Genomic DNA, 20,561 nt, shown 5'->3' with positions numbered 1-20,561 from the left:
ACGTTGCCCCCACCCCTGTGGACAACCGGTCTCGTCCGTCGGCGCCGTGGGTTACGTTCGGATCGTGAACGCCACCAGCCCCGAACCCAGCAGCCCCGAACCCACCGGCCGCGACGCCGTCGGTCAGGACGCCTCCGGTGCCGCCCCCGGCCGGATCGTCCTGCTCACCACCAGCCACCGGGTCGCGCCCGGCCTGCTGTCCTGGCCCGCCTGGCAGGCCCTGCGCGGCGCCGACGCGGTGCTGTGCGCGGACGGCGCGCATCCGCAGCTGCCGTATCTGCGCGAGGCCGCGATAGCCGTGGCCGAGGCGTCCCCCACCGCGCAGGAGCTGGTGGACGCCTGCGCCGGCGGGCGGACGGTGGTGGTCGTGGCCACGGGGGAGGGAGAGCCCGCCCTCACCGACGGCCTGGCCCGCCTGGCGGGCACCGGCCGGGTCCGGATGCCCGAGCTGGAGCTGCTGCCCGCCTCCTACGACCTGCCCGGCGCCCGCCTGCTCGACCTCGTCCAGGTCATGGACCGCATCCGCGCCGAATGCCCCTGGTCCTCCCGCCAGACCCACCAGGGCCTGGCGAAGTACGGCATCGAGGAGGCGTACGAGCTGGTCGAGGCGATCGAGGCCGGCGACCGCGAGGAGTTGCGCGAGGAGCTGGGCGACGTCCTCCTCCAGGTCGTCTTCCACTCCCGTATCGCCGAGGAGCACCCCGACACCCCCTTCTCCATCGACGACGTGGCCGGGGGCATCGTCGCCAAGCTGATCCACCGCCACCCGCACGTCTTCGGTGAGGAGCAGGCCGAGACCCCGGAGGACGTCAAGGAGCACTGGCTGCGCACCAAGGCCGAGGAGAAGCGGCGCACCTCGGTCACCGAGGGCGTCCCCCTCGGCCAGCCCGGCCTCGCCCTCACCGCCAAGCTGGCCTCCCGCGCCCGGACGGCCGGCCTGGAGGTGCCACTCCCGCAGGGCGACGGCATCGGCTACCGGTTGCTGGCGCTGGCGGCCCGCGCCGAGGCCGAGGGCGTGGATCCGGAAGCGGCCCTGAGAGCGGCGGCCCGGGCGTACCGGGACGCCATCCGAGAGGCCGAGGGCGCAGCGCCCGGCGCGATACGCGCGGCCGACGGCGACCGCCACCGGGACGCGGAGGCCCACCCCGCGCCGGATACCGTCGAGGAGTGACCGACCAGCCCCTGCCCGACAGCACCGCTCCCGAGCTCTTCACCTGGGAGTTCGCCGCCGACCCCTACCCCGCCTACGCCTGGCTGCGCGAGCACGCGCCGGTGCGCAGGACGAGGTTGCCGAGCGGGGTCGAGGCCTGGCTGGTCACGCGGTACGCCGATGCCCGGCAGGCGCTCGCCGACCAGCGGCTGAGCAAGAACCCGGAGCATCACGACGAGCCCGCGCACGCCAAGGGCAAGACGGGCATTCCGGGCGAGCGCAAGGCCGAGCTGATGACCCATCTGCTCAACATCGACCCGCCGGACCACACCCGGCTCAGGCGGCTGGTGAGCAAGGCGTTCACGCCCCGCCGGGTCGCCGAGTTCGCGCCGCGCGTGCAGGAGCTGGCCGACGGCCTCATCGACGGGTTCGCGGCGAGGGGTCGCGCCGACCTCATCCACGAATTCGCCTTCCCGCTGCCCATCTACGCCATCTGCGACATGCTCGGCGTCCCGCGCGAGGACCAGGACGACTTCCGGGACTGGGCGGGCATGATGATCCGGCACGGCGGTGGCCCCCGGGGCGGGGTCGCCCGCTCGGTGAAGAAGATGCGCGGCTACCTGGCCGAGCTGATCCACAGGAAGCGCCGGGCCCTGCCCGCCGAGCCCGCCCCCGGCGAGGACCTCATCTCGGGTCTCATCCGCGCCTCCGACCACGGTGAGCACCTCACCGAGAACGAGGCCGCGGCGATGGCGTTCATCCTGCTGTTCGCCGGGTTCGAGACGACGGTCAACCTCATCGGCAACGGCACCTACGCCCTGCTCACCCATCCCGGGCAGCGGCGCCGGCTGCAGCAGTCCCTGGCCGCCGGGGAGACGGGCCTGCTGGAGACCGGCGTCGAGGAACTCCTGCGCTACGACGGCCCGGTGGAGCTGGCCACCTGGCGGTTCGCCACCCGGCCGCTCAGCATCGGCGGACAGGACATCGCGCCCGGCGACCCCGTCCTCGTCGTCCTGGCCGCCGCCGACCGGGACCCGGAGCGGTTCGCCGACCCGGACCTCCTGGACCTCGCCCGCCGGGACAACCAGCACCTCGGCTACGGCCACGGCATCCACTACTGTCTCGGCGCCCCGCTCGCCCGCCTGGAGGGCCAGACCGCGCTCGCCACCCTCCTGACCCGGCTCCCGGACCTGCGGCTCGCGGCCGATCCGGCGGAGCTGCGGTGGCGCGGCGGGCTCATCATGCGCGGCCTGCGCACGCTCCCGGTGGAGTTCACCCCGGCCGCCGGGAAGACCGTACAACCGTAAACATGAAAGACGTTCAACTCTGTGATCTTCACGTGATCTGCGCGGCATTAACTTGTGACAAGTGATCGTCTGCGGATACGTTCACCCATCAGCGTGGCGGCGAGCGTCTCCCGCCGCGCCGCTCCTGCTGTCGCACGAAAGGCTTCCGCATGCTCTCCGGGAACGGTCGTCACCGTCGCCCCCGTCAGGCCCCGGCCCTCCTCGTCGCGGCGGGAGTGACCGGCTCCGCCATCGCCATCCCGCTGCTCGGCGCCGCGAGCGCCAACGCGGCCGACGGCACCACGTGGGACAAGGTGGCCGAGTGCGAGAGCGGCGGCTCCTGGAGCGCCGACACCGGCAACGGCTACTACGGCGGCCTGCAGATATCGCAGGACGACTGGGACAAGTACGGCGGCACCCAGTACGCCGACACCGCCGACCTGGCCAGCCGTTCGCAGCAGATCTCCATCGCCGAGAAGATCCTGGCCGACCGGGGCACCACCCCCTGGGCCACCTGCGCCCTGACCGCCGGCCTCACCTCCAACTCCGGTTCCGTGGACGTCGACACCGGCCTCGGCGGCTCGGACTCCGGTTCCGACTCCTCGCATGCGGGCGGACAGGACTCCGACTCCGGCACCGCGGGCGGTTCGACCGACAGTTCCGACTCGTCCGGCCTGCCGGATTCGTCCTCCTCGTCCGACTCCTCCTCGGACACGGCCACCACGCCGTCCCCGGGTGCGAGCAAGGACTCCGGCTCCACCAAGGACTCGAGTTCCGGCAAGGGGGCAGACGCCCACAAGTCCGACAAGTCCACCTCGCCCGACTCCGGGGGCGCGCAGGGCGACGGGTCCGCCGCCACGGATCCCACGACGGACGACTCGGACAATTCATGGCAGAGCGGAGGTTCTTGGAGTCTCGTCGACACCGGCGCGCTCAGCAGTGGCGGACGTCACCGGGGTGATCGTGCGGACGAAAGCGTGACAAACGGTCAGAATGCCACCTCCTCCGGCCGTCACGCCGCCACCGACGCGAGCGCCTACACGGTCCGCGAGGGCGACACCCTCGCCTCCATCGCGGACTCCCTTGACGTCGACGGCGGATGGCGCGCGCTCTACGACGCCAACAAGAGCGTCATCGGGACCGACCCGAACCACATCAGTGCCGGTCAGACCCTGCGAGTCGGTGCCGAAACGGGCGATAAGCAGAGGTAGTTGACGCCCTGATTCGCGCCTGATGTCCGATTTGGCGAAAGTGTGGGATGAGTCTCAGAAGCCCTGATCGTCTTTGAAATTCCCTCGATCACGTGTCTACGGTCAGGACCGCTCGTCACCACGAGCCCCGGCAGCCGCAACGCCGAATCCTGCCAGCGGCCGCCCGGGAACAGTCGTCGCATCATGCGCCGTAGGCAGGAGCGGGGGACCCAAGGTAGGTGCCGGGCCCAGCGGTTGACGCTGGACCGGCTAGGGGTGGAGCCGTGCCTCACACGAGGGGCACGGCCGGGCAACTCAACCGGCCCGAACCCGACAGCTCACCTCGCAGGCGTCGGTGAGGGGATCGATCCATGCTGTTCACCGGCAAGGGCAAGCACCGTCGTCCGTCCAAGGCCACCCGGGCCATCGCGCTCGCCGGCGTCACCGGCGCCGCCGTCGCCGCCCCGCTGATGGCGGCCGGCAACGCCTCCGCCGCCACCGCCTCCGAGTGGGACGCGGTCGCCCAGTGCGAGTCCGGCGGCAACTGGTCCATCAACACCGGCAACGGCTACTACGGCGGTCTGCAGTTCTCCGCCTCCACCTGGGCCGCGTACGGCGGCACCCAGTACGCCCCCCAGGCCAACCAGGCCACCAAGGCCCAGCAGATATCCGTCGCCGAGAAGGTGCTCGCCGCCCAGGGCAAGGGCGCCTGGCCGGTCTGCGGCAAGGGCCTGTCGAGCGCCGCCTACAACGGCTCGGCCGCCACTCCCTCGACGAACACCACCAGCCGCTCCACCGACCAGCAGGCCGCCTCCCGCTCCGCCGAGCGCCCGGCCGCGAGCAGCAGCAAGACCGTCACCACCCCGACCGGCAAGAAGGTCAAGAAGGGCGACGGCGAGTACAAGGTCGTCAAGGGTGACACGCTCAGCACCATCGCCGCCGCGCACCACGTCCAGGGCGGCTGGAAGAAGCTGTTCGAGCTGAACAAGGACATCGTCCAGGACGCCGACCTCATCTACCCCGGCCAGCAGCTGCACCTGAAGTAAGCGGCGGCCGCCCCGCCCGTCCCCCACGGGCTCCCCGCCCCGGCGCGTGTTCCCCCGTACGCGCCGGGGTGGGGTCTTTTTTTCCGGGTTCCTTCATGGGCCCTCCCGCGGCCCCTCCGTGCGACCCCCGCATCCCCCCTTTGTTCCGACCGGGAACAATAGGTACGGTCTCTCTGTCCACGGGACGGTCGGTCGGTGGCCGACGCCCCCGGGACGGTTAGGCTCTAGTCGCACGGCACACCAGCCGCGCACTCTCAGCGTCACATCCAAGAAGGAGATGCTCGTGCCGTCCATCGACGTCGTCGTAGCCCGGGAAATCCTGGACTCCCGAGGCAACCCCACGGTCGAGGTCGAGGTCGGCCTCGACGACGGCAGCACCGGGCGTGCCGCCGTCCCGTCCGGCGCCTCCACGGGCGCCTTCGAGGCCATCGAGCTCCGCGACGGTGACCCGAACCGCTACCAGGGCAAGGGTGTCGAGAAGGCCGTCCTCGCCGTCATCGAGCAGATCGGCCCGGAGCTGGTCGGCTACGACGCCACCGAGCAGCGCCTGATCGACCAGGCCATGTTCGACCTGGACGCCACCGACAACAAGGGCTCCCTCGGCGCCAACGCCATCCTCGGCGTCTCCCTGGCCGTCGCCCACGCCGCCTCCGAGGCCAGCGACCTCCCCCTCTTCCGCTACCTGGGCGGCCCGAACGCGCACCTGCTGCCGGTGCCGATGATGAACATCCTGAACGGCGGCTCGCACGCCGACTCCAACGTGGACATCCAGGAGTTCATGATCGCCCCGATCGGCGCGGAGTCCTTCTCCGAGGCGCTGCGCTGGGGCACCGAGGTCTACCACACCCTCAAGAAGGTGCTGAAGGGCCGCGGCCTGTCCACCGGCCTCGGCGACGAGGGCGGTTTCGCCCCGAACCTCGACTCCAACCGCGCCGCCCTCGACCTCATCCTCGAGGCCATCAAGGAAGCCGGTTACGTCCCCGGCGAGCAGGTCGCCCTCGCGCTCGACGTCGCCGCCTCCGAGTTCTACAAGGACGGCAAGTACCTCTTCGAGGGCAAGGAGCGCTCCGCCGCCGAGATGACGGAGTACTACGAGGAGCTCGTCGCGGCCTACCCGCTCGTCTCCATCGAGGACCCGCTGTTCGAGGACGACTGGGCCGGCTGGAAGGTCATCACCGACAAGCTCGGCGACAAGGTCCAGCTCGTCGGCGACGACCTGTTCGTCACCAACCCCGAGCGCCTCGCCCGCGGCATCGAGGAGGGCACCGCCAACGCCCTGCTGGTGAAGGTGAACCAGATCGGCTCGCTCACCGAGACCCTGGACGCCGTCGAGCTCGCCCAGCGCAACGGCTTCAAGTGCATGATGTCCCACCGCTCCGGCGAGACCGAGGACGTCACCATCGCCGACCTGGCCGTCGCCACCAACTGCGGCCAGATCAAGACCGGCGCCCCGGCCCGCTCCGAGCGCGTCGCCAAGTACAACCAGCTGCTGCGCATCGAGGAGATCCTCGACGACGCGGCGGTCTACGCCGGCCGCAGCGCCTTCCCGCGGTTTCGCCCTGCGAACCAGTAGGCACAGCAGGGGGAACGTCCAGATCCCCAAGGGCTGAGCCGGCCCGGGCCACGTCATGGCCAGTCGTCCGTACGTCCCCGCACCCGGTCCCGTACCGTGTGCGGGGACGTACGCGCGTGTGAACGGGAGGCGGGGAAGATGGCCGTGAAGGACCGTGACCGGTTCTCCACCGCGACCCGGCTGCGGCTGCTCGGCGAGCAGACGGCGGCCCGGGTCTATCGCTCCCAGACCAAACGGCAGGCCCGCCGCTCCCGGCTCACCGGGCGCGCCGCGCTGCTCGCGCTCGTGCTGTGCTCGCTGATCGTCGCGCTCGCCTACCCGATGCGGCAGTACGTCTCGCAGCGCGCCGAGATCGCCGACCTGCAGCGCCAGCGGCAGCAGGCGCGCGCCCGGGTCGAGGAGTTGCGCGACCTCAAGGCCCGCTGGCAGGACGACGCCTACGCCGAGCAGCAGATCCGGCGCCGGCTGCACTATGTGATGCCCGGCGAGACCGGTTACGTCGTCATCGACCCCGGCGCGGCCAAGCAGTCCCGCGCCGACCTCCGGGCCGCCCGCCGGCCCTGGTACACGAACGTCTGGGACGGGGTCGACAAGTCCGACGCCTCCGACCAGTGAACCGACAGAAAGCCACGCGAGAAGCAGTCATGGAAACCCCTCCGCCGCCCACCCCGCGCACCGAGCCCACCGACGCGGACGTCGAGGCCTTCAAGCAGCAGCTCGGCCGCCCGCCGCGGGGCCTCAGGGCCATCGCGCACCGCTGCCCCTGCGGTCAGCCGGACGTCGTGGAGACGGCGCCCCGGCTGCCCGACGGCACGCCCTTCCCGACGACGTACTACCTGACGTGCCCGCGCGCCGCCTCGGCGATCGGCACGCTGGAAGCGGACGGCGTCATGAAGGAGATGACCGAGCGGCTGCAGCGCGACCCCGAACTGGCCGCCGCCTACCGCGCGGCGCACGAGGACTACATCCGGCGCCGGGACGAGATCGAGGTGCTGGCGGGCTTCCCGAGCGCGGGCGGCATGCCGGACCGGGTGAAGTGCCTGCACGTGCTGGTGGCGCACTCGCTGGCCGCCGGCCCCGGCGTGAACCCGCTCGGCGACGAGGCGCTCGCGATGCTGCCGGAGTGGTGGCGCAAGGGCCCGTGCGTGACGCCCGCCGGCCCGCCGTCCGGCGAGGACTGGCAGGTCGAGACGACGGAGGACGGCAAGGGCCACTTCGCCTCCAGGCCGGTCGAGGGGGACGCCCGATGACCCGCGTCGCCGCGATCGACTGCGGCACCAACTCCATCCGCCTGCTGGTCGCGGACGCCGACCCGGCGACGGGTGACCTCGTCGACCTGGACCGGCGGATGACCATCGTGCGGCTCGGCCAGGGCGTCGACCGCACCGGCCGGCTCGCCCCCGAGGCACTGGAGCGCACCTTCGCCGCCTGCCGCGCGTACGCGCGGATCATCAAGGAGCACGGCGCCGAGAAGCTCCGCTTCGTCGCCACCTCCGCCTCCCGGGACGCGGAGAACCGGGACGAGTTCGTGCACGGCGTGCTCGACATCCTCGGCGTCGAGCCCGAGGTCATCACCGGCGACCAGGAGGCCGAGTTCTCCTTCACGGGCGCCACGAAGGAACTGACCGGCCGGGACCACCTCGCCAGGCCTTACCTGGTGGTGGACATCGGCGGCGGCTCCACCGAGTTCGTCGTCGGGGACGACCACGTCCGGGCCGCGCGGTCCGTGGACGTCGGCTGCGTGCGGATGACCGAACGGCACCTGGTGCACGAGGGGAAGGTGAGCGACCCGCCGACCGAGGAGCAGATCGCCGCCATAAGGGCCGACATCGAGGCCGCCCTGGACCTCGCCGAGCAGACGGTCCCGCTGCGCGAGGCCCGCACCCTGGTCGGCCTGGCCGGCTCGGTCACCACGGTCTCCGCGATCGCTCAGAACCTGCCGGAGTACGACTCCGCGCGCATCCACCACTCCCGCATCTCCCACGACCGGGTCCGGGAGATCACCGGGGCGCTGCTCCACTCCACGCACGCCGAGCGCGCGGCCATCCCCTCCATGCACCCCGGCCGTGTCGACGTCATCGGCGCGGGCGCGCTGGTGCTGCTGGCGATCATGGAACGCATCGGCGCGGAGGAGGTCGTCGTCAGCGAGCACGACATCCTCGACGGCATCGCGTGGTCGGTGGCCGCCGGGGCGCGCTGAGAGCCGGATCCGGGTGCGTCGCCGCGGTGACCGCGGTCTCATTCCGGCCTGTTCGCTACTCATCGGTAGCCTCTGTTGAGCAGGTTGGATAACGTGTGAGCGGCGCACCCGGCCACCCCGGAGCGTGCCTGATGACAGCGCGTCGGGAAAGTTCGTGAAGTTCTTCACAAGGAATCGGCGCCCCGGCGTCCCCGAAACGGTGTCCGTCCACCCTTCCGGGGCCCCATCAGCCGTTTGAACATGTTCAGACGGAAGGTTCACGACACCCGTCGAAGGTGATGCTCCGGCCGTGTTGCGGGACCCTCACGACCGCCCCGGCCGGCCAGAGAGGCAGCTCACGCGCCCTTGACAACGGGTCGAACCGCCCCGGGGCGCCCCTCCACGGCCATGCCCTGCGTCACGCGGGCCGCGGAGTTTAGCACAGGGGCTGCCCGAGCTTGTGAAGGGGCGCACGAGCACCCCTCCAGACAGGGGTGGATACTCGATGGCATGAGCACCACGGAGCGTCCCAGGATCCTCGTAGTAGGCGGTGGGTACGTAGGCCTGTACGCAGCTCGGCGCATCCTCAAGAAGATGCGCTACGGCGAGGCGACCGTCACGGTCGTCGACCCCCGGTCGTACATGACCTACCAGCCCTTCCTCCCCGAAGCCGCCGCCGGCAGCATCTCCCCTCGCCACGTCGTCGTCCCGCTGCGACGCGTGCTCCCGAAGGCGGAGGTCCTCACCGGCCGGGTCACCACCATCGACCAGGACCGCAAGGTCGCCACGATCGCCCCGCTGGTGGGCGAGGCGTACGAGCTGCCGTTCGACTACCTGGTCATCGCGATGGGCGCGGTCTCCCGCACCTTCCCGATCCCCGGCCTCGCCGAGCAGGGCATCGGCATGAAGGGCATCGAGGAGTCCATCGGCCTGCGCAACCACGTCCTGGAGCAGCTCGACAAGGCCGACTCCACGAACGACGAGGAGATCCGCCGCAAGGCGCTCACCTTCGTCTTCATCGGTGGTGGCTTCGCCGGCGCCGAGACCATCGGCGAGGTCGAGGACATGGCCCGGGACGCGGCCAAGTACTACAAGAACGTCTCCCGCGACGACATGCGGTTCGTCCTCGTCGACGCCGCCGACAAGATCCTGCCCGAGGTCGGCCCCAAGCTCGGCCAGTACGGCAAGGAGCACCTGGAGAGCCGGGGCGTGGAGATCTACCTCTCCACCTCCATGGACTCCTGCGTCGACGGCCACGTCGTGCTGAAGAACGGCCTCGAGGTCGACTCCAACACCATCGTGTGGACCGCCGGCGTCAAGCCGAACCCGGCGCTCGCCCGCTTCGGTCTGCCCCTCGGCCCGCGCGGCCACGTCGACTGCGAGCCCACGCTCCAGGTCAAGGGCACCGACTACATCTGGGCCGCCGGTGACAACGCCCAGGTGCCGGACCTCGTCGGCCGCAAGGCGGGCAACGAGAACGCCTGGTGCCCGCCGAACGCCCAGCACGCGCTGCGCCAGGCCCGGGTCCTCGGCGACAACGTGATCTCCGGCATGCGGGGCTTCCCGCAGAAGGAGTACGAGCACGGCAACAAGGGTGCGGTCGCCGGTCTCGGCCTGCACAAGGGCGTGGCGATGATCGTCATGGGCAAGGTCAAGATCAAGCTCAAGGGCCGCCTCGCCTGGTACATGCACCGTGGCTACCACGGCCTGGCGATGCCGACCTGGAACCGCAAGATCCGCGTCTTCGCCGACTGGACCCTCGGCATGTTCCTCAAGCGCGAGGTCGTCTCGCTCGGCGCCATGGAGAACCCCCGCGAGGAGTTCTACGAGGCCGCCAAGCCGGCGCCGGTCGCCGCCGCCAAGACCGAGGAGAAGGCCAAGGCCTCCTGACCCGTAGGTCACCGTTCCACCCCGAAGGGGCCGCCCGCCATCCGTGGTGCGGGCGGCCCCTTCGGCATACCCGCAGGACATCGCCCTCGGGGTGCGCGGCCGCGCCGCTCGAGGAGGCGGCGGGCCATCCGCGCGGCCGGCCGCATCCCGTCCCGGTCACCCGCGACGGCCATCAGCGGCGCCCCGATGTCCTCCCCCGCGACACCGACCCGCCCCCCGCGACACCCGGCCCGCCCCGTCCCCCGGCGCGCCGAACAGGGCGTGCGGGGGCGGCGGTCGGGGTGTTTGCCGAGATGTAACGCGCGTGGGGGACTGTCACCGGGCCGCGCAGGTGTTTACGTGGTGACAGACATCCGGGATCAATCGTCACGGAGGTGTGCACCATGGCCGACGCCGCGCCGCGGCTCGTCAGACTGCTGGAACAGTTGCTGGGAATCCCGCTGCCGGTGCGTATCCGCGCCTGGGACGGTTCGCAGGCGGGGCCGCCCGGAGCACCGTTGCTGGTCGTACGCAACCGCCGCGCGCTGCGCCGGTTGCTCTTCAAGCCGGGTGAGCTGGGCCTGGCCCGGGCCTGGGTGGCCGGGGACCTGACCGTCGAGGGCGACCTCTACGCCGCCCTGGACCTGCTGGCCGGCCTGGTCTGGGAACGTGACGAGGACGCCCGCGGCCTCGTGCGGGCACTGCGCGACCCGGAGGTCCGCTCCGCCGCGCGCGGCCTGCTGCGGATGGCCGGCCCGCCGCTGCCGCCCGCCCCGCCCCCCGAGGAGGTCCGCCGCCCGGGCCATCTGCACACCCGGCGCAGCGACAAGCGGGCCATCAGCCACCACTACGACGTCGGCAACGACTTCTACGAGCTCGTCCTCGGCCCGTCGATGGTCTACTCGTGCGCCTACTGGGAGCAGGACGGCACCCTGGAGACCGCCCAGCGCGACAAGCTCGAACTGGTCTGCCGCAAGCTCGCCCTGAAGCCCGGTCAGCGGCTGCTGGACGTCGGCTGCGGCTGGGGCTCGATGGTCATCCACGCGGCCCGGGAGCACGGCGTGAACGCCGTCGGGATCACGCTGTCCCAGGAGCAGGCCGTCTACGCCCGCAAGCGCGTCGCCGACGAGGGCCTGACCGACCGGGTGGAGATCCGCGTCCAGGACTACCGGGACGTCGCGGACGGCCCCTACGACGCCATGTCCTCCATCGGCATGGCCGAACACGTCGGCGCCGAACGCTACCTGGAGTACGCGCGCACCCTGCACGACCTCCTCGCCCCCGGCGGACGGCTGCTCAACCACCAGATCGCCCGACGCCCGCAGCGCGACGAGACGACGTACGAGGTCGACGCCTTCATCGACGCCTACGTCTTCCCCGACGGCGAACTCGCCCCCATCGGCACCACCGTCACCCAGCTGGAGCGGGCCGGGTTCGAGGTGCGGGACGTGGAGTCGCTGCGCGAGCACTACGCCCGCACGCTGCGCCAATGGGTGGCCAACCTGGAGTCCGGCTGGGACCGCGCGGTGCGTCTGACCAGCCCCGGCCGCGCCCGGGTCTGGCAGCTGTACATGGCCGCCTGCGCGCTCGCCTTCGAGCGCAACCGCATCGGCGTCAACCAGGTCCTGGCCGTCCGCACCCCCGAGTCCGGGGCCTCCGGCCTCCCGCTGCGGTCCCGCACCTGGACCGTCTGACCGTACGAAGGGGCCCCGTTCCGCCGACGGAACGGGGCCCCTCCGCAGGGTCGTACGGCTACTCGGCCTTGATCGCGGCCAGCATGTTCAGCCGGGCGGCGCGCCGGGCCGGCCACAGCGCGGCCAGGACACCGACCACCGCCGCGAGCAGCAGGAAGAGGGCCATCCGGCCCCAGGGCAGGACCAGTTCGTACGTCGCCATCTTCGTGCCCAGCAGCTCACCGGCCGCCCAGCCGAAGAACACGCCCAGGCCGATGCCCAGCACCCCGCCGAACAGGGAGATCACCAGGGACTCGAGGCGGACCATCCGCTTGACCGACCGGCGGTCCAGGCCGATCGCGCGCAGCATCCCGATCTCCTGGGAGCGCTCGAAGACCGACATGGCCAGGGTGTTGATGACCCCGAGGACCGCGACGATCACCGCCATGCCGAGCAGGCCGTAGACCATGTTCAGCATCAGCGTGAACATCTTCGCGATGTCGTTGGAGATGTCCTGCTTGTCCTGGACCTGGATCGCCGGGTTGTTCCCGAGGGCCTTCTCCAGCCGGTCCTTGGTGGCACTGCTCGCGCCGCCCGAGGTCTTGACCATGACCTGCATGTCGGCCGGGTCGCTCAGGTGCGGGGTGAGGACCTTGTCGTCTAGCAGGATGCCGCTGATCAGGTCGTTGCCCTCGTAGACACCGGCGACGGTGAGCGTGCGCGCCTTGCCGTCCTCGAAGTGCGCGGTGAACCGGGAACCGGGCTTCCAGTGGTGCGAGGTGGCCCGGTCCTTGTCCACGACCACGTGCGTGCCGTCCACCCGGAAGGTGCCGTCGTCCACCTTGAGGTCCGTGAGGTCGCCGATGGCGGAGCCGGTGACGCCGGTGAGGAACTCCGTCTCGCCGCCGATGCGGGACTCGCCGCCCCGCAGCGGGCTGAGGGCGGTGACGCCGTCGGCGGCGGCGAGCTTGGTCGCCACGTCCGGGGAGAGCGGGGAGCGGTTGGCCATCGACACCACGTAGTCCGCGCGGATCGAGGCGCTGGCCATCTTGTCGATGGACGTCTGCAGGCTGCCCGCCATCACCGTCATGCCCGTGATCAGGGTCAGGCCGATCATCAGCGCGGACGCCGTGGCCGCCGTGCGGCGCGGGTTGCGCACCGAGTTCTGGCGGGCCAGCTTGCCCGAGACACCGAACACGCGCAGCACCGGGGCCGCGGCCGCGATCAGCGGGCGGGACAGCAGCGGGGTCAGCACGAACACGCCGATGATCAGCAGCACCGCACCCAGGCCCATCGGCCCCTGGGCGGAGTCGGCGTCCATCGAGGTGGCCGCGAGCACCACGGTGACACCGGCCGCCGAGAGCAGCGCTCCCAGCGTGTTGCGCAGCACCAGCGACTTGGTGGTGGCCTTGGCGTGGACGCTGCTCATCGCGGCCACCGGCGGGATCTTCGCGGCCCGGCGGCCGGGCAGCCAGGCGGCGAGCACGGTGATGAGGACACCGACCGCGAGGGCGGCGACGACGGTGCCCGGGGTGATCACCAGCGGCCCGTCGGGCACGCTCGCGCCGAACGAGCCCAGCAGGCTGCGCAGCCCCGCGCCGATGCCGATGCCGGCGGCGAGGCCGGTCACGCCGGCGACGGTGCCGACCACGAGCGCCTCGATGAGCACCGACCGGGTGACCTGGCGGCGGGAGGCGCCGACCGCGCGCAGCAGCGCCAGCTCCTTGGTGCGCTGGGCGACCAGCATGGTGAAGGTGTTGGCGATGATGAACGTGCCGACGAACAGCGCGATGCCGGCGAACACCAGCAGGCTGTTCTTCAGCCCGCTCATCGACGAGGAGATCATCTGCGCCTGGTCGTCGGCGAGCCGCTTGCCGGTGGTGGTCTCCACCAGGTGCGACGGCAGGGCCTTGTCGAGAGCGGACTTCAGAGCGGCCTGGCTGGTACCCGGCGCCGCCTCCACGTCGATCTCGTCGTACGTGCCCTTCTTGCCGAACAGGGACTGCGCGGTCGGCGTGTCGAACAGGGCGAGGCTGCCGCCCGCGGCGACGTTGCCGTCGTCGGTGGTGAAGATGCCGGCGATCGTCGGCTTCAGGACGGGGCCGTCGACCGAGAGGCGCACGGTGTCGCCCACCTTGTACCCGGCGCGCTCGGCGGTCCTGGAGTCGATGAGCACCTCGCCCCGGCCGTGCGGCGCGTGACCGTCGGTCAGCGGGTAGCGGGCGTCCTTGGTGCCCCAGTAGTTGCCGCCCTCGGACTGCCAGCCGTCGCCGAGCAGCTTGCCGTCCTTGCCGGCGATGGCGGTGAAGCCGGTGACGACACCGGTGGCGGAGGCGGCGCCGGGCACCTTGCCGGCCTTGTCCAGCAGCGCCTGGGTCAGCTCGGCGCTCTTGCCGACCCGGTCGCCCTTGGAGTCCTGGTACTTGGCCCCGACGGCCACGTCGACGTGGTCGAAGCCCTTGGCGGAGCTCTTCTGGTAGGCGTCGGAGATGCTGTTGGTGAACACCAGCGTCCCGGAGACGAACGCCACGCCGAGCATGACGGCGAGCACGGTCATCAGGAGCCGCGCCTTGTGCGCGGCCACGTTGCGCAGGGCAGTGCGGAACATCAGGAGGTACGGCCCTTCGCGTCGAACTCGGGGGTCTGGGGGTTTCCCCCAGGAAAACTGCGCATCAGGTCGAGCACGGAGTCGGCCGTCGGGCCGTACATCTCGTCCACGATCCGGCCGTCGGCCAGGAAGATCACACGGTCCGCGTACGCCGCCGCCACCGGGTCGTGGGTCACCATGACCACGGTCTGGCCCAGCTCCCGCACGGAGTTGCGCAGGAAGCCCAGCACCTCGGCGCCGGAGCGCGAGTCGAGGTTGCCGGTCGGCTCGTCACCGAAGATGATCTCCGGCCTGGCGGCGAGCGCCCGGGCGACGGCGACGCGCTGCTGCTGGCCGCCGGAGAGCTGCGCGGGGCGGTGGCTGAGCCGCCCGGACAGGCCGACCATCTGGATGACCTGGTCCAGCCACGCCTTGTCGGCCCTGCGGCCCGCGATGTCCATCGGAAGGGTGATGTTCTCCAGCGCGGTCAGCGTCGGCAGCAGGTTGAACGCCTGGAAGATGAAGCCGATCTTGTCCCGGCGCAACTTGGTGAGCTGCCTGTCCTTCAGGGAGCCCAGCTCCGTGTCGCCGATCCGCACGGAACCGGAGGAGAAGCTGTCCAGACCGGCCACGCAGTGCATCAGCGTGGACTTGCCGGAACCGGACGGGCCCATGATCGCGGTGAACTCGGCCTGCCGGAAGTCGACCGAGACGCGGTCCAGGGCGACCACCCGGGTCTCGCCCTGGCCGTAGATCTTGGACAGTTCCGTGGCGCGTGCGGCCACGGAGGTGGTCCGGCCGGCGGTGGGTGTGGTGGTCACGGGAAGGTGCTCCTGTCGGGACGACGTGTACGGCGACGACGTGTGCGTCTTCGTTCGGGGGACGCGTCCCATCGTTCCGCCCGCCGGCGCCCGTGTAGTCAGTCGCTGTTCCGGTTCCTGGGGGCGACTGCGGTCGGACGGAAGCCGGCCGTGTCATACCTGGGGAGGACGGCCGACCCTGAGACCGAGGTGGCCGAGAACAGGTGGGCCACCCTCGTTCGGTAGGTGAAATTCCGTCATTCCGCGTACGCGCGCACCCACGCCCCGTCACGCTATTGGCAAGTGCTGATGGCCCGTTCCGTGGGCTGATGCACCCTCAGACGTCAATAAAATAAGACAACATCGGGCCATCACTTCCGCTGTTCGAGGGAGGCGTCCCGATAGGCTCGGAGCCTCTTAGCGGAGCCCATGGCCTGCCCGGATGGTGGAATGCAGACACGGCGAGCTTAAACCTCGCTGCCCCTTCGCGGGCGTGCCGGTTCAAGTCCGGCTCCGGGCACCAACCGCTGCCTCACCGGCGCGGCACGCAAGGGCAGTCCCGCCCCTGAGCCTCTTTCAGCCCTCGTACACCGTCAGCACCGCTCCCCCCACCTCGATGCGGCGGCCCGCGCTCATGCCGTTGCGGCGAAGGGTGCGCAGGCAGGTGTGGAACAGGGCCAGCTCGTCCGCGTCCAGGATCGCGGCCGCCAGGTCCAGCAGCTCGACGACCGCCCCCTCGGTGAGCACCTCGGGCAGTTCCCCGGAGAGCAGGACGACCGATTCACCGGCGGGCCCCCTGACCACCGCGGTGGCCGGCCCGCCATGCACGAACAACACGTTCCCCCCAAGAGCCCGGGGTCGTGCGGCTCTCGCTCCTCGGGCAGGACGAGAGACTAGCGGGGGATCTCTGCGGTTTCGGGTGGGTGTGAAATCTTTTTCCGAGTTGACGGAAGCGGCACGCATCCTGGGCCGACCGGTGGTCGGACCGGTGTTCGGTCCGGTCGCTGAGGACGTCTCAGGTCACTGCTTGTCCGTCGAGCGGCCCAGCAGGGACTCCACCAGGGCGGCGACATGCCGGCGGTCGTCGGCGGACAGTTTCTGGACGCTGGCGATGAGCAGGTCCACCTCGGGGTCGGCGCTCCGGGAGGCCACGGCGTCGCTCTCCGGGCCGGCCGGGGTGCCGTACACGTGGATGCCGCAAGCCTCCGCCGCCGCCCGCCGGACGGTGTCCAGCGGCAGCTCCAGGCCCTTGGCCAGGCCCTCCAGCGTGGCCGCCTGGGGCATGCGGACGACCCGGTCGGTGGTGGCCAGATGGTGGACGGTGGAGCGGGGGACGCCGCCGCGGCGCGCCACGTCGCCGTAGGACCAGCCGTTGCGATCGAGGCGCTCGCGGATCAACTGCTGCAGTGCGTTGGCCACCGTTGGTCACTTCCTGCTCGCCGCTCGGCCGGGAACCTCCCTGTCGGGGGGATTCTACGGGCGGGTAGGTGCTGGGCCGAAAGGGTGATTCACGAAGAGGGTTGCGCGGCGGCGCCCCTAGGCCCTAGTGTCCAATCTCGTTGGACAGCCCGTCCGACCAAGTTGGACAGAGTCCGGGGGGAACCTGACTCGGTCCGACCGGAAATGCCCATTTCCCGAGGGGGAATTGATCATGATGGACGCCCACGAGCTCGAGGCCGAGTCCGCCGAACTGCTGCCGGGTCGCGAGGCCCTCGGCCGGCTGAAGTTCAGCTTCGGCAAGACCGTGAACGTCACCAAGCACGTCGCGAACATCTCCGCGCACAACGAGTCCGCCGCCCTGAACGACCACTCCTCGTGGTCCGTGGCCGACTCCGGTGCCGCCCAGAGCATCAGCGTCGTCCAGTAACGCTCGCGCACCACCCCACCCACCGAAGAACACCGAGAACAAAGGGAAAGGACCCCCATCATGAGCATGGACATGCGCGAGCTGGACGGCGAGTCGGCGGAGCTGCTGCCGGGCCGTGAGGCCCTCGGCCGGCTGAAGTTCAGCTTCGGCAAGACGGTCAACGTCACCAAGCACGTCGCGAACATCTCCGCCCACAACGAGTCGGCCGCGCTCAACGACCACTCCTCGTGGTCCGACGCCGAGTCGCAGGCCGTGCAGTCGATCACGGTCCAGCAGTAGCGGCGGCACCGCCGCGACGACGGCCCCGGGGGCGGACCGCACCCACACATGCGGCGCGGTCCGCCCCTTGGGGCATGCCGGGGGGACAGCGGTGAGGACGTGGGGGGAGACCACACATGACGGTGCTGGGAGACGGCACCACCGCGCTGTACGACACCGGCCCGGTACCCGGGCCCGGTGGCAGGCCGGTGACGTACGAGCAGGTGGCGACGGGCACCCTGCCCGTCGTCGGGGCGCCGGCCCGCCCGGTGCCCCGGCTCAGCGCGGGACTGCGGCTGCACGGCGAGTACCAGGGTTCGGGCTTCACCGACCCCAAGTACATCGCCCGTCGGGGGGACGGGCAGGTCGTGCAGCTGTCACGGCTGCTGTACCTGGTGGCGTCGTCCGTCGACGGGGTCCGGGACGTCGACACGATCGCCCACCGGGTCAGCGCGCGCTTCGGCCGTGAGGTCAGCGGCGAGAACGTCCGCTACCTGGTCGAGAACAAGCTGGAGCCGCTCGGGGTGACGGTGCCCGAGGGCCAGGAGGACGACGAGGTCGACGCCCCGCGCTCCGACCTGCTGCTGGCCCTGAAGGGCCACCGGGTGATCTTCAACGAGCGTCGGACGGCGAAGATCGCGCGGACGTTCGCCTGGCTGCACCGGCCGGCCGTCGTCGCCGCCGTACTGCTGTCGGCGGTCGCGATGGACGTCTGGCTGTTCGGCTTCTTCGGGGCGATCGAACCGGTCCTGGAGGTCCTGGACCAGCCGCTGCTGATCCTCATCGTCTTCGTCCTCACCGTGGCCTCGCTCGTCTTCCACGAGTTCGGCCACGCCTCCGCCTGCCGCTACGGCGGCGGCCGGCCCGGGTGCATCGGCTGCGGGCTCTTCCTCATCTGGCCGTCGATGTACACCGACGTCACCGACGTCTACCGGATCAGCCGCGCCGGACGGCTCCGCACCGACCTGGGCGGGGTGTACTTCAACGTCGTCTTCATGCTGGCCATGGCCGGGGCCTACTTCGCCACCAAGGCGCAGTTCTTCCTCGCCGCGGTCTACCTCGGGCACTTCGAGATCCTCGAACAGCTGATGCCGGCCGTCCGCCTGGACGGCTACTACATCCTGGGCGACCTCGCCGGAGTGCCGGACCTCTACGGCAAGATCCGCCCGATCCTGCTCTCCCTGGCGCCGGGAGCGCGGGGGCGGGCGGCCCGCACCGAGGTCGCGGGGCTGAAGAAGTCGGCGCGCACCATCGTCGCCACCTGGGTGCTGACCATGGTGCCGCTGATCGTCGGCGAGATGGGCTACGCCCTGTGGAACCTGCCGCGGATCCTCACCACCATGATCCGCTCGCTCACCGAGCAAGTCCTCGGCACCGGCTCGGCGTTCGTCCACGGCGAGGTCGTCGCCGGGCTCGTCGGGGTGATCGGCACGGTGATGCTGCTGTGCCCGATGGCCGGCGTCGTCTACCTGTCGGTGAAGATCGGCGGACGGCTCTTCCGGGCGGCGAAACGCGCCACGGCCGGCCGGCCCCGGCTGCGCCTCGTCGTGTGCGCGCTCGCCGTCGTCGGGCTGGGGGGCCTGAGCTACGCGTGGGTGTCCGGAGTGACCCCGCAGCCCCTGCCGAAGAAGCCGCCGATCGCTCCGATCCTGCAGCCGGGGGTGCCCACCACGGCGCCTCCCTCGCCGGACGCCTCGACGCCCGGCGGCGACCCGGACGGTGCGGACGACGGCACCGGCACGGCCTCCGCCTCGCCCTCGGCCCTGCCGGGGGCACCGTCGCCCGGGGCGTCCGGCGGGCCGTCGGCCGACGCGTCGGGCAGCGCCTCCGCCTCGGCCGCGCAGACGACCGCCACGTCGTCCGCACCGGCGAAGAAGCCGACGAGGAGCGCCACGCGGACACCGGCCTCCTCCGGCGGAGGTTCGGCGGGCGGCCCGGCACCGGCGTCTTCCGAACCGGCGCCCGAGTCCTCGCCCACCCCGTCGGAGAGCGTCCCGGCCTCACCCCCGCCCAGCCCTTCGGACCCACCCCCGACCGACTCGCCGTCCGCAGCCTCCCCCTGAGGAGCCGCCCGGGCAGACCGGCTCGGCCCACCGACCGGCTCGGCCCGGCTGACCGTTCCACCCGGCCGACCCGGCCGACCGGCCTCCGTCCGGCGGCACCGGCTCGGTGTCGTCCCGGTCGCCCTGACACCGTCCTGCCCGGTCCGGTCGGACCGCGCGGCGTGGCCGCGCATCTCACCCCATGTCATTCATCCTTCAGGAGACCCCATGAGCAGCCATCGCAAGGCACGCTCCAGCAACCGTCCCTTGACCCAGCGTGCCGTCCGCATAGGGCTCTTCGCCGCGTCGGTCGCCGGCGTGGCGACCGCCGTCCCGGCGCAGGCGGCGACCGGTCCCGCGCACGCCGCGGTCGTCTCGGACCACGTGTTCTCGCACGCCGACCGGGCCCACCACACCCAGGCCCGCGACTCCTTCACCATCCGCCAGTTCGGCACGGTGAACGCCGCCGGTGTCCGCAATCAGGCCAACGCGGTGTCGGCCGGCTGCTCCGCCGACGACCACTGCCGCTCGGTGGCGCTGTCCTTCCAGATCGTCACGGTCGCCGGTGAGCACACACACCTGAACGCCGTGAACCTCAGCGACGCCGCCAACAAGAAGTGCACCGGCTGCCAGACCCTCGCCGGCGCCTACCAGTTCGTCGTCTCCACGCCCACCCCGCTCGACCTCGACGCGAACGCCCGGCGCCAACTGACCGACATCCACCGCCGGCTGGACGCGCTGACCCGCTCCTCGCTGCCCGCCGCCGAGCTGAGGACACGGGTCGACGCCCTCGCCGGCGAGGTCTCCGGAGTGCTGCGCGACGCCGTGGCCCACGCCCCGAAGGGCGAGGCACAGCCCGACGTCACCCTGCACCGCCACCTGGACGGCTGGCCGGGCCACTGACCGCGCCCTGACCGTCCCACCCCGGCCGGCCGCCGGGTCCGCGAGCGCCTCCCGCGGACCCGGCGGCCGGCCTCATGCCACCTCACCCATTGACACCGTGTGCCCCCCGACGCAGACTCAACGCCCGTAAGTTGGTGA

18 protein-coding genes, 1 tRNA gene and 1 riboswitch are annotated in these 20,561 nt (G+C 71.3%); of the genes, 15 read left to right on the top strand and 4 right to left on the bottom strand.

The annotated features are described in order from the left end of the window. Nucleotides 1-64 precede the first annotated feature (64 nt). The 10 genes from ACZ404_RS26350 to ACZ404_RS26305 all read left to right on the top strand — a co-directional run bounded on the left by ACZ404_RS26350 (nt 65) and on the right by ACZ404_RS26305 (nt 11,987). Nucleotides 65-1,171 (top strand): nucleoside triphosphate pyrophosphohydrolase, encoded by a 1,107-nt coding sequence (locus ACZ404_RS26350; protein ID WP_468443958.1) that lies wholly within the window; start codon nt 65-67, stop codon nt 1,169-1,171. Next, nucleotides 1,168-2,457, top strand: a complete 1,290-nt coding sequence (locus ACZ404_RS26345; protein ID WP_468443956.1) for a cytochrome P450 family protein — start codon at nt 1,168-1,170, stop codon at nt 2,455-2,457. The genes ACZ404_RS26350 and ACZ404_RS26345 overlap by 4 nt, the downstream gene beginning before the upstream one ends. Nucleotides 2,458-2,606: 149 nt before the next feature. Next, on the top strand, nt 2,607-3,647 hold the full coding sequence (locus ACZ404_RS26340; RefSeq protein WP_468443954.1) for a transglycosylase family protein: 1,041 nt from the start codon (nt 2,607-2,609) through the stop codon (nt 3,645-3,647). A 176-nt stretch (nt 3,648-3,823) separates the two neighbouring features. Continuing rightward, nucleotides 3,824-3,993: riboswitch (cyclic di-AMP (ydaO/yuaA leader) on the top strand. A gap of 4 nt (nt 3,994-3,997) precedes the next feature. After that, the gene (locus tag ACZ404_RS26335) at nt 3,998-4,672 is read left to right on the top strand and encodes a transglycosylase family protein (RefSeq protein WP_468443952.1); all 675 of its coding nucleotides are present in this window, start codon (nt 3,998-4,000) and stop codon (nt 4,670-4,672) included. A gap of 277 nt (nt 4,673-4,949) precedes the next feature. Then, entirely contained in the window at nt 4,950-6,245 is a 1,296-nt protein-coding gene (gene eno, locus ACZ404_RS26330) for a phosphopyruvate hydratase (protein WP_468443950.1), read from the top strand. Between the two features lie 138 nt (nt 6,246-6,383). Next, nucleotides 6,384-6,860: an FtsB family cell division protein gene (locus tag ACZ404_RS26325; protein ID WP_468443948.1), complete on the top strand. Its 477-nt coding sequence runs from the start codon at nt 6,384-6,386 to the stop codon at nt 6,858-6,860. Between the two features lie 29 nt (nt 6,861-6,889). Continuing rightward, nucleotides 6,890-7,495, top strand: a complete 606-nt coding sequence (locus ACZ404_RS26320) for a DUF501 domain-containing protein (RefSeq protein WP_468443946.1) — start codon at nt 6,890-6,892, stop codon at nt 7,493-7,495. Then, nucleotides 7,492-8,445, top strand: coding sequence for a Ppx/GppA phosphatase family protein (locus tag ACZ404_RS26315; protein WP_468443944.1), 954 nt, complete (start codon nt 7,492-7,494; stop codon nt 8,443-8,445). Before ACZ404_RS26320 ends, ACZ404_RS26315 begins: the two co-directional genes overlap by 4 nt. Before the next feature lie 489 nt (nt 8,446-8,934). Further along, nucleotides 8,935-10,314, top strand: a complete 1,380-nt coding sequence (locus ACZ404_RS26310; protein ID WP_468443942.1) for an NAD(P)/FAD-dependent oxidoreductase — start codon at nt 8,935-8,937, stop codon at nt 10,312-10,314. 383 nt (nt 10,315-10,697) lie between these two features. Then, nucleotides 10,698-11,987 carry a class I SAM-dependent methyltransferase gene (locus tag ACZ404_RS26305; RefSeq protein ID WP_468443940.1) on the top strand — a complete coding sequence of 430 codons (1,290 nt, stop codon included), beginning with the start codon at nt 10,698-10,700 and terminating at the stop codon, nt 11,985-11,987. A gap of 58 nt (nt 11,988-12,045) precedes the next feature. Here the strand turns inward: ACZ404_RS26305 and ACZ404_RS26300 are convergent, their stop codons facing one another. Next, on the bottom strand, nt 12,046-14,574 hold the full coding sequence (locus tag ACZ404_RS26300; RefSeq protein ID WP_468443938.1) for an ABC transporter permease: 2,529 nt from the start codon (nt 14,572-14,574) through the stop codon (nt 12,046-12,048). Continuing rightward, on the bottom strand, nt 14,574-15,374 hold the full coding sequence (locus ACZ404_RS26295) for an ABC transporter ATP-binding protein (RefSeq protein ID WP_468443936.1): 801 nt from the start codon (nt 15,372-15,374) through the stop codon (nt 14,574-14,576). Before ACZ404_RS26295 ends, ACZ404_RS26300 begins: the two co-directional genes overlap by 1 nt. A 415-nt stretch (nt 15,375-15,789) precedes the next feature. On the opposite strand from ACZ404_RS26295, the gene ACZ404_RS26290 reads away from it, so the two are divergent. Further along, a tRNA-Leu gene (locus tag ACZ404_RS26290) sits at nt 15,790-15,876 on the top strand. Nucleotides 15,877-15,929: 53 nt separating this feature from the next. Here the strand turns inward: ACZ404_RS26290 and ACZ404_RS26285 are convergent. Beyond that, nucleotides 15,930-16,181, bottom strand: a complete 252-nt coding sequence (locus tag ACZ404_RS26285) for a hypothetical protein (protein WP_468443934.1) — start codon at nt 16,179-16,181, stop codon at nt 15,930-15,932. 192 nt (nt 16,182-16,373) lie between these two features. Beyond that, nucleotides 16,374-16,772, bottom strand: coding sequence for a helix-turn-helix domain-containing protein (locus ACZ404_RS26280; protein WP_468443932.1), 399 nt, complete (start codon nt 16,770-16,772; stop codon nt 16,374-16,376). A 232-nt stretch (nt 16,773-17,004) separates the two neighbouring features. Between ACZ404_RS26280 and ACZ404_RS26275 the strand changes: the two genes are divergently transcribed. From ACZ404_RS26275 to ACZ404_RS26260, 4 genes are all read left to right on the top strand, one after another. Continuing rightward, nucleotides 17,005-17,220: a hypothetical protein gene (locus ACZ404_RS26275; RefSeq protein WP_468443930.1), complete on the top strand. Its 216-nt coding sequence runs from the start codon at nt 17,005-17,007 to the stop codon at nt 17,218-17,220. 60 nt (nt 17,221-17,280) lie between these two features. Continuing rightward, nucleotides 17,281-17,499 carry a hypothetical protein gene (locus ACZ404_RS26270; RefSeq protein ID WP_468443928.1) on the top strand — a complete coding sequence of 73 codons (219 nt, stop codon included), beginning with the start codon at nt 17,281-17,283 and terminating at the stop codon, nt 17,497-17,499. 116 nt (nt 17,500-17,615) lie between these two features. Beyond that, on the top strand, nt 17,616-19,541 hold the full coding sequence (locus ACZ404_RS26265; RefSeq protein WP_468443926.1) for a hypothetical protein: 1,926 nt from the start codon (nt 17,616-17,618) through the stop codon (nt 19,539-19,541). Between the two features lie 207 nt (nt 19,542-19,748). Next, the gene (locus ACZ404_RS26260) at nt 19,749-20,423 is read left to right on the top strand and encodes a hypothetical protein (protein ID WP_468443924.1); all 675 of its coding nucleotides are present in this window, start codon (nt 19,749-19,751) and stop codon (nt 20,421-20,423) included. Nucleotides 20,424-20,561 lie beyond the last annotated feature (138 nt).

This window comes from Streptomyces sp. NPDC030798 (assembly GCF_055572275.1).
This window is presented reverse-complemented; position numbering and strand designations above follow the sequence as displayed.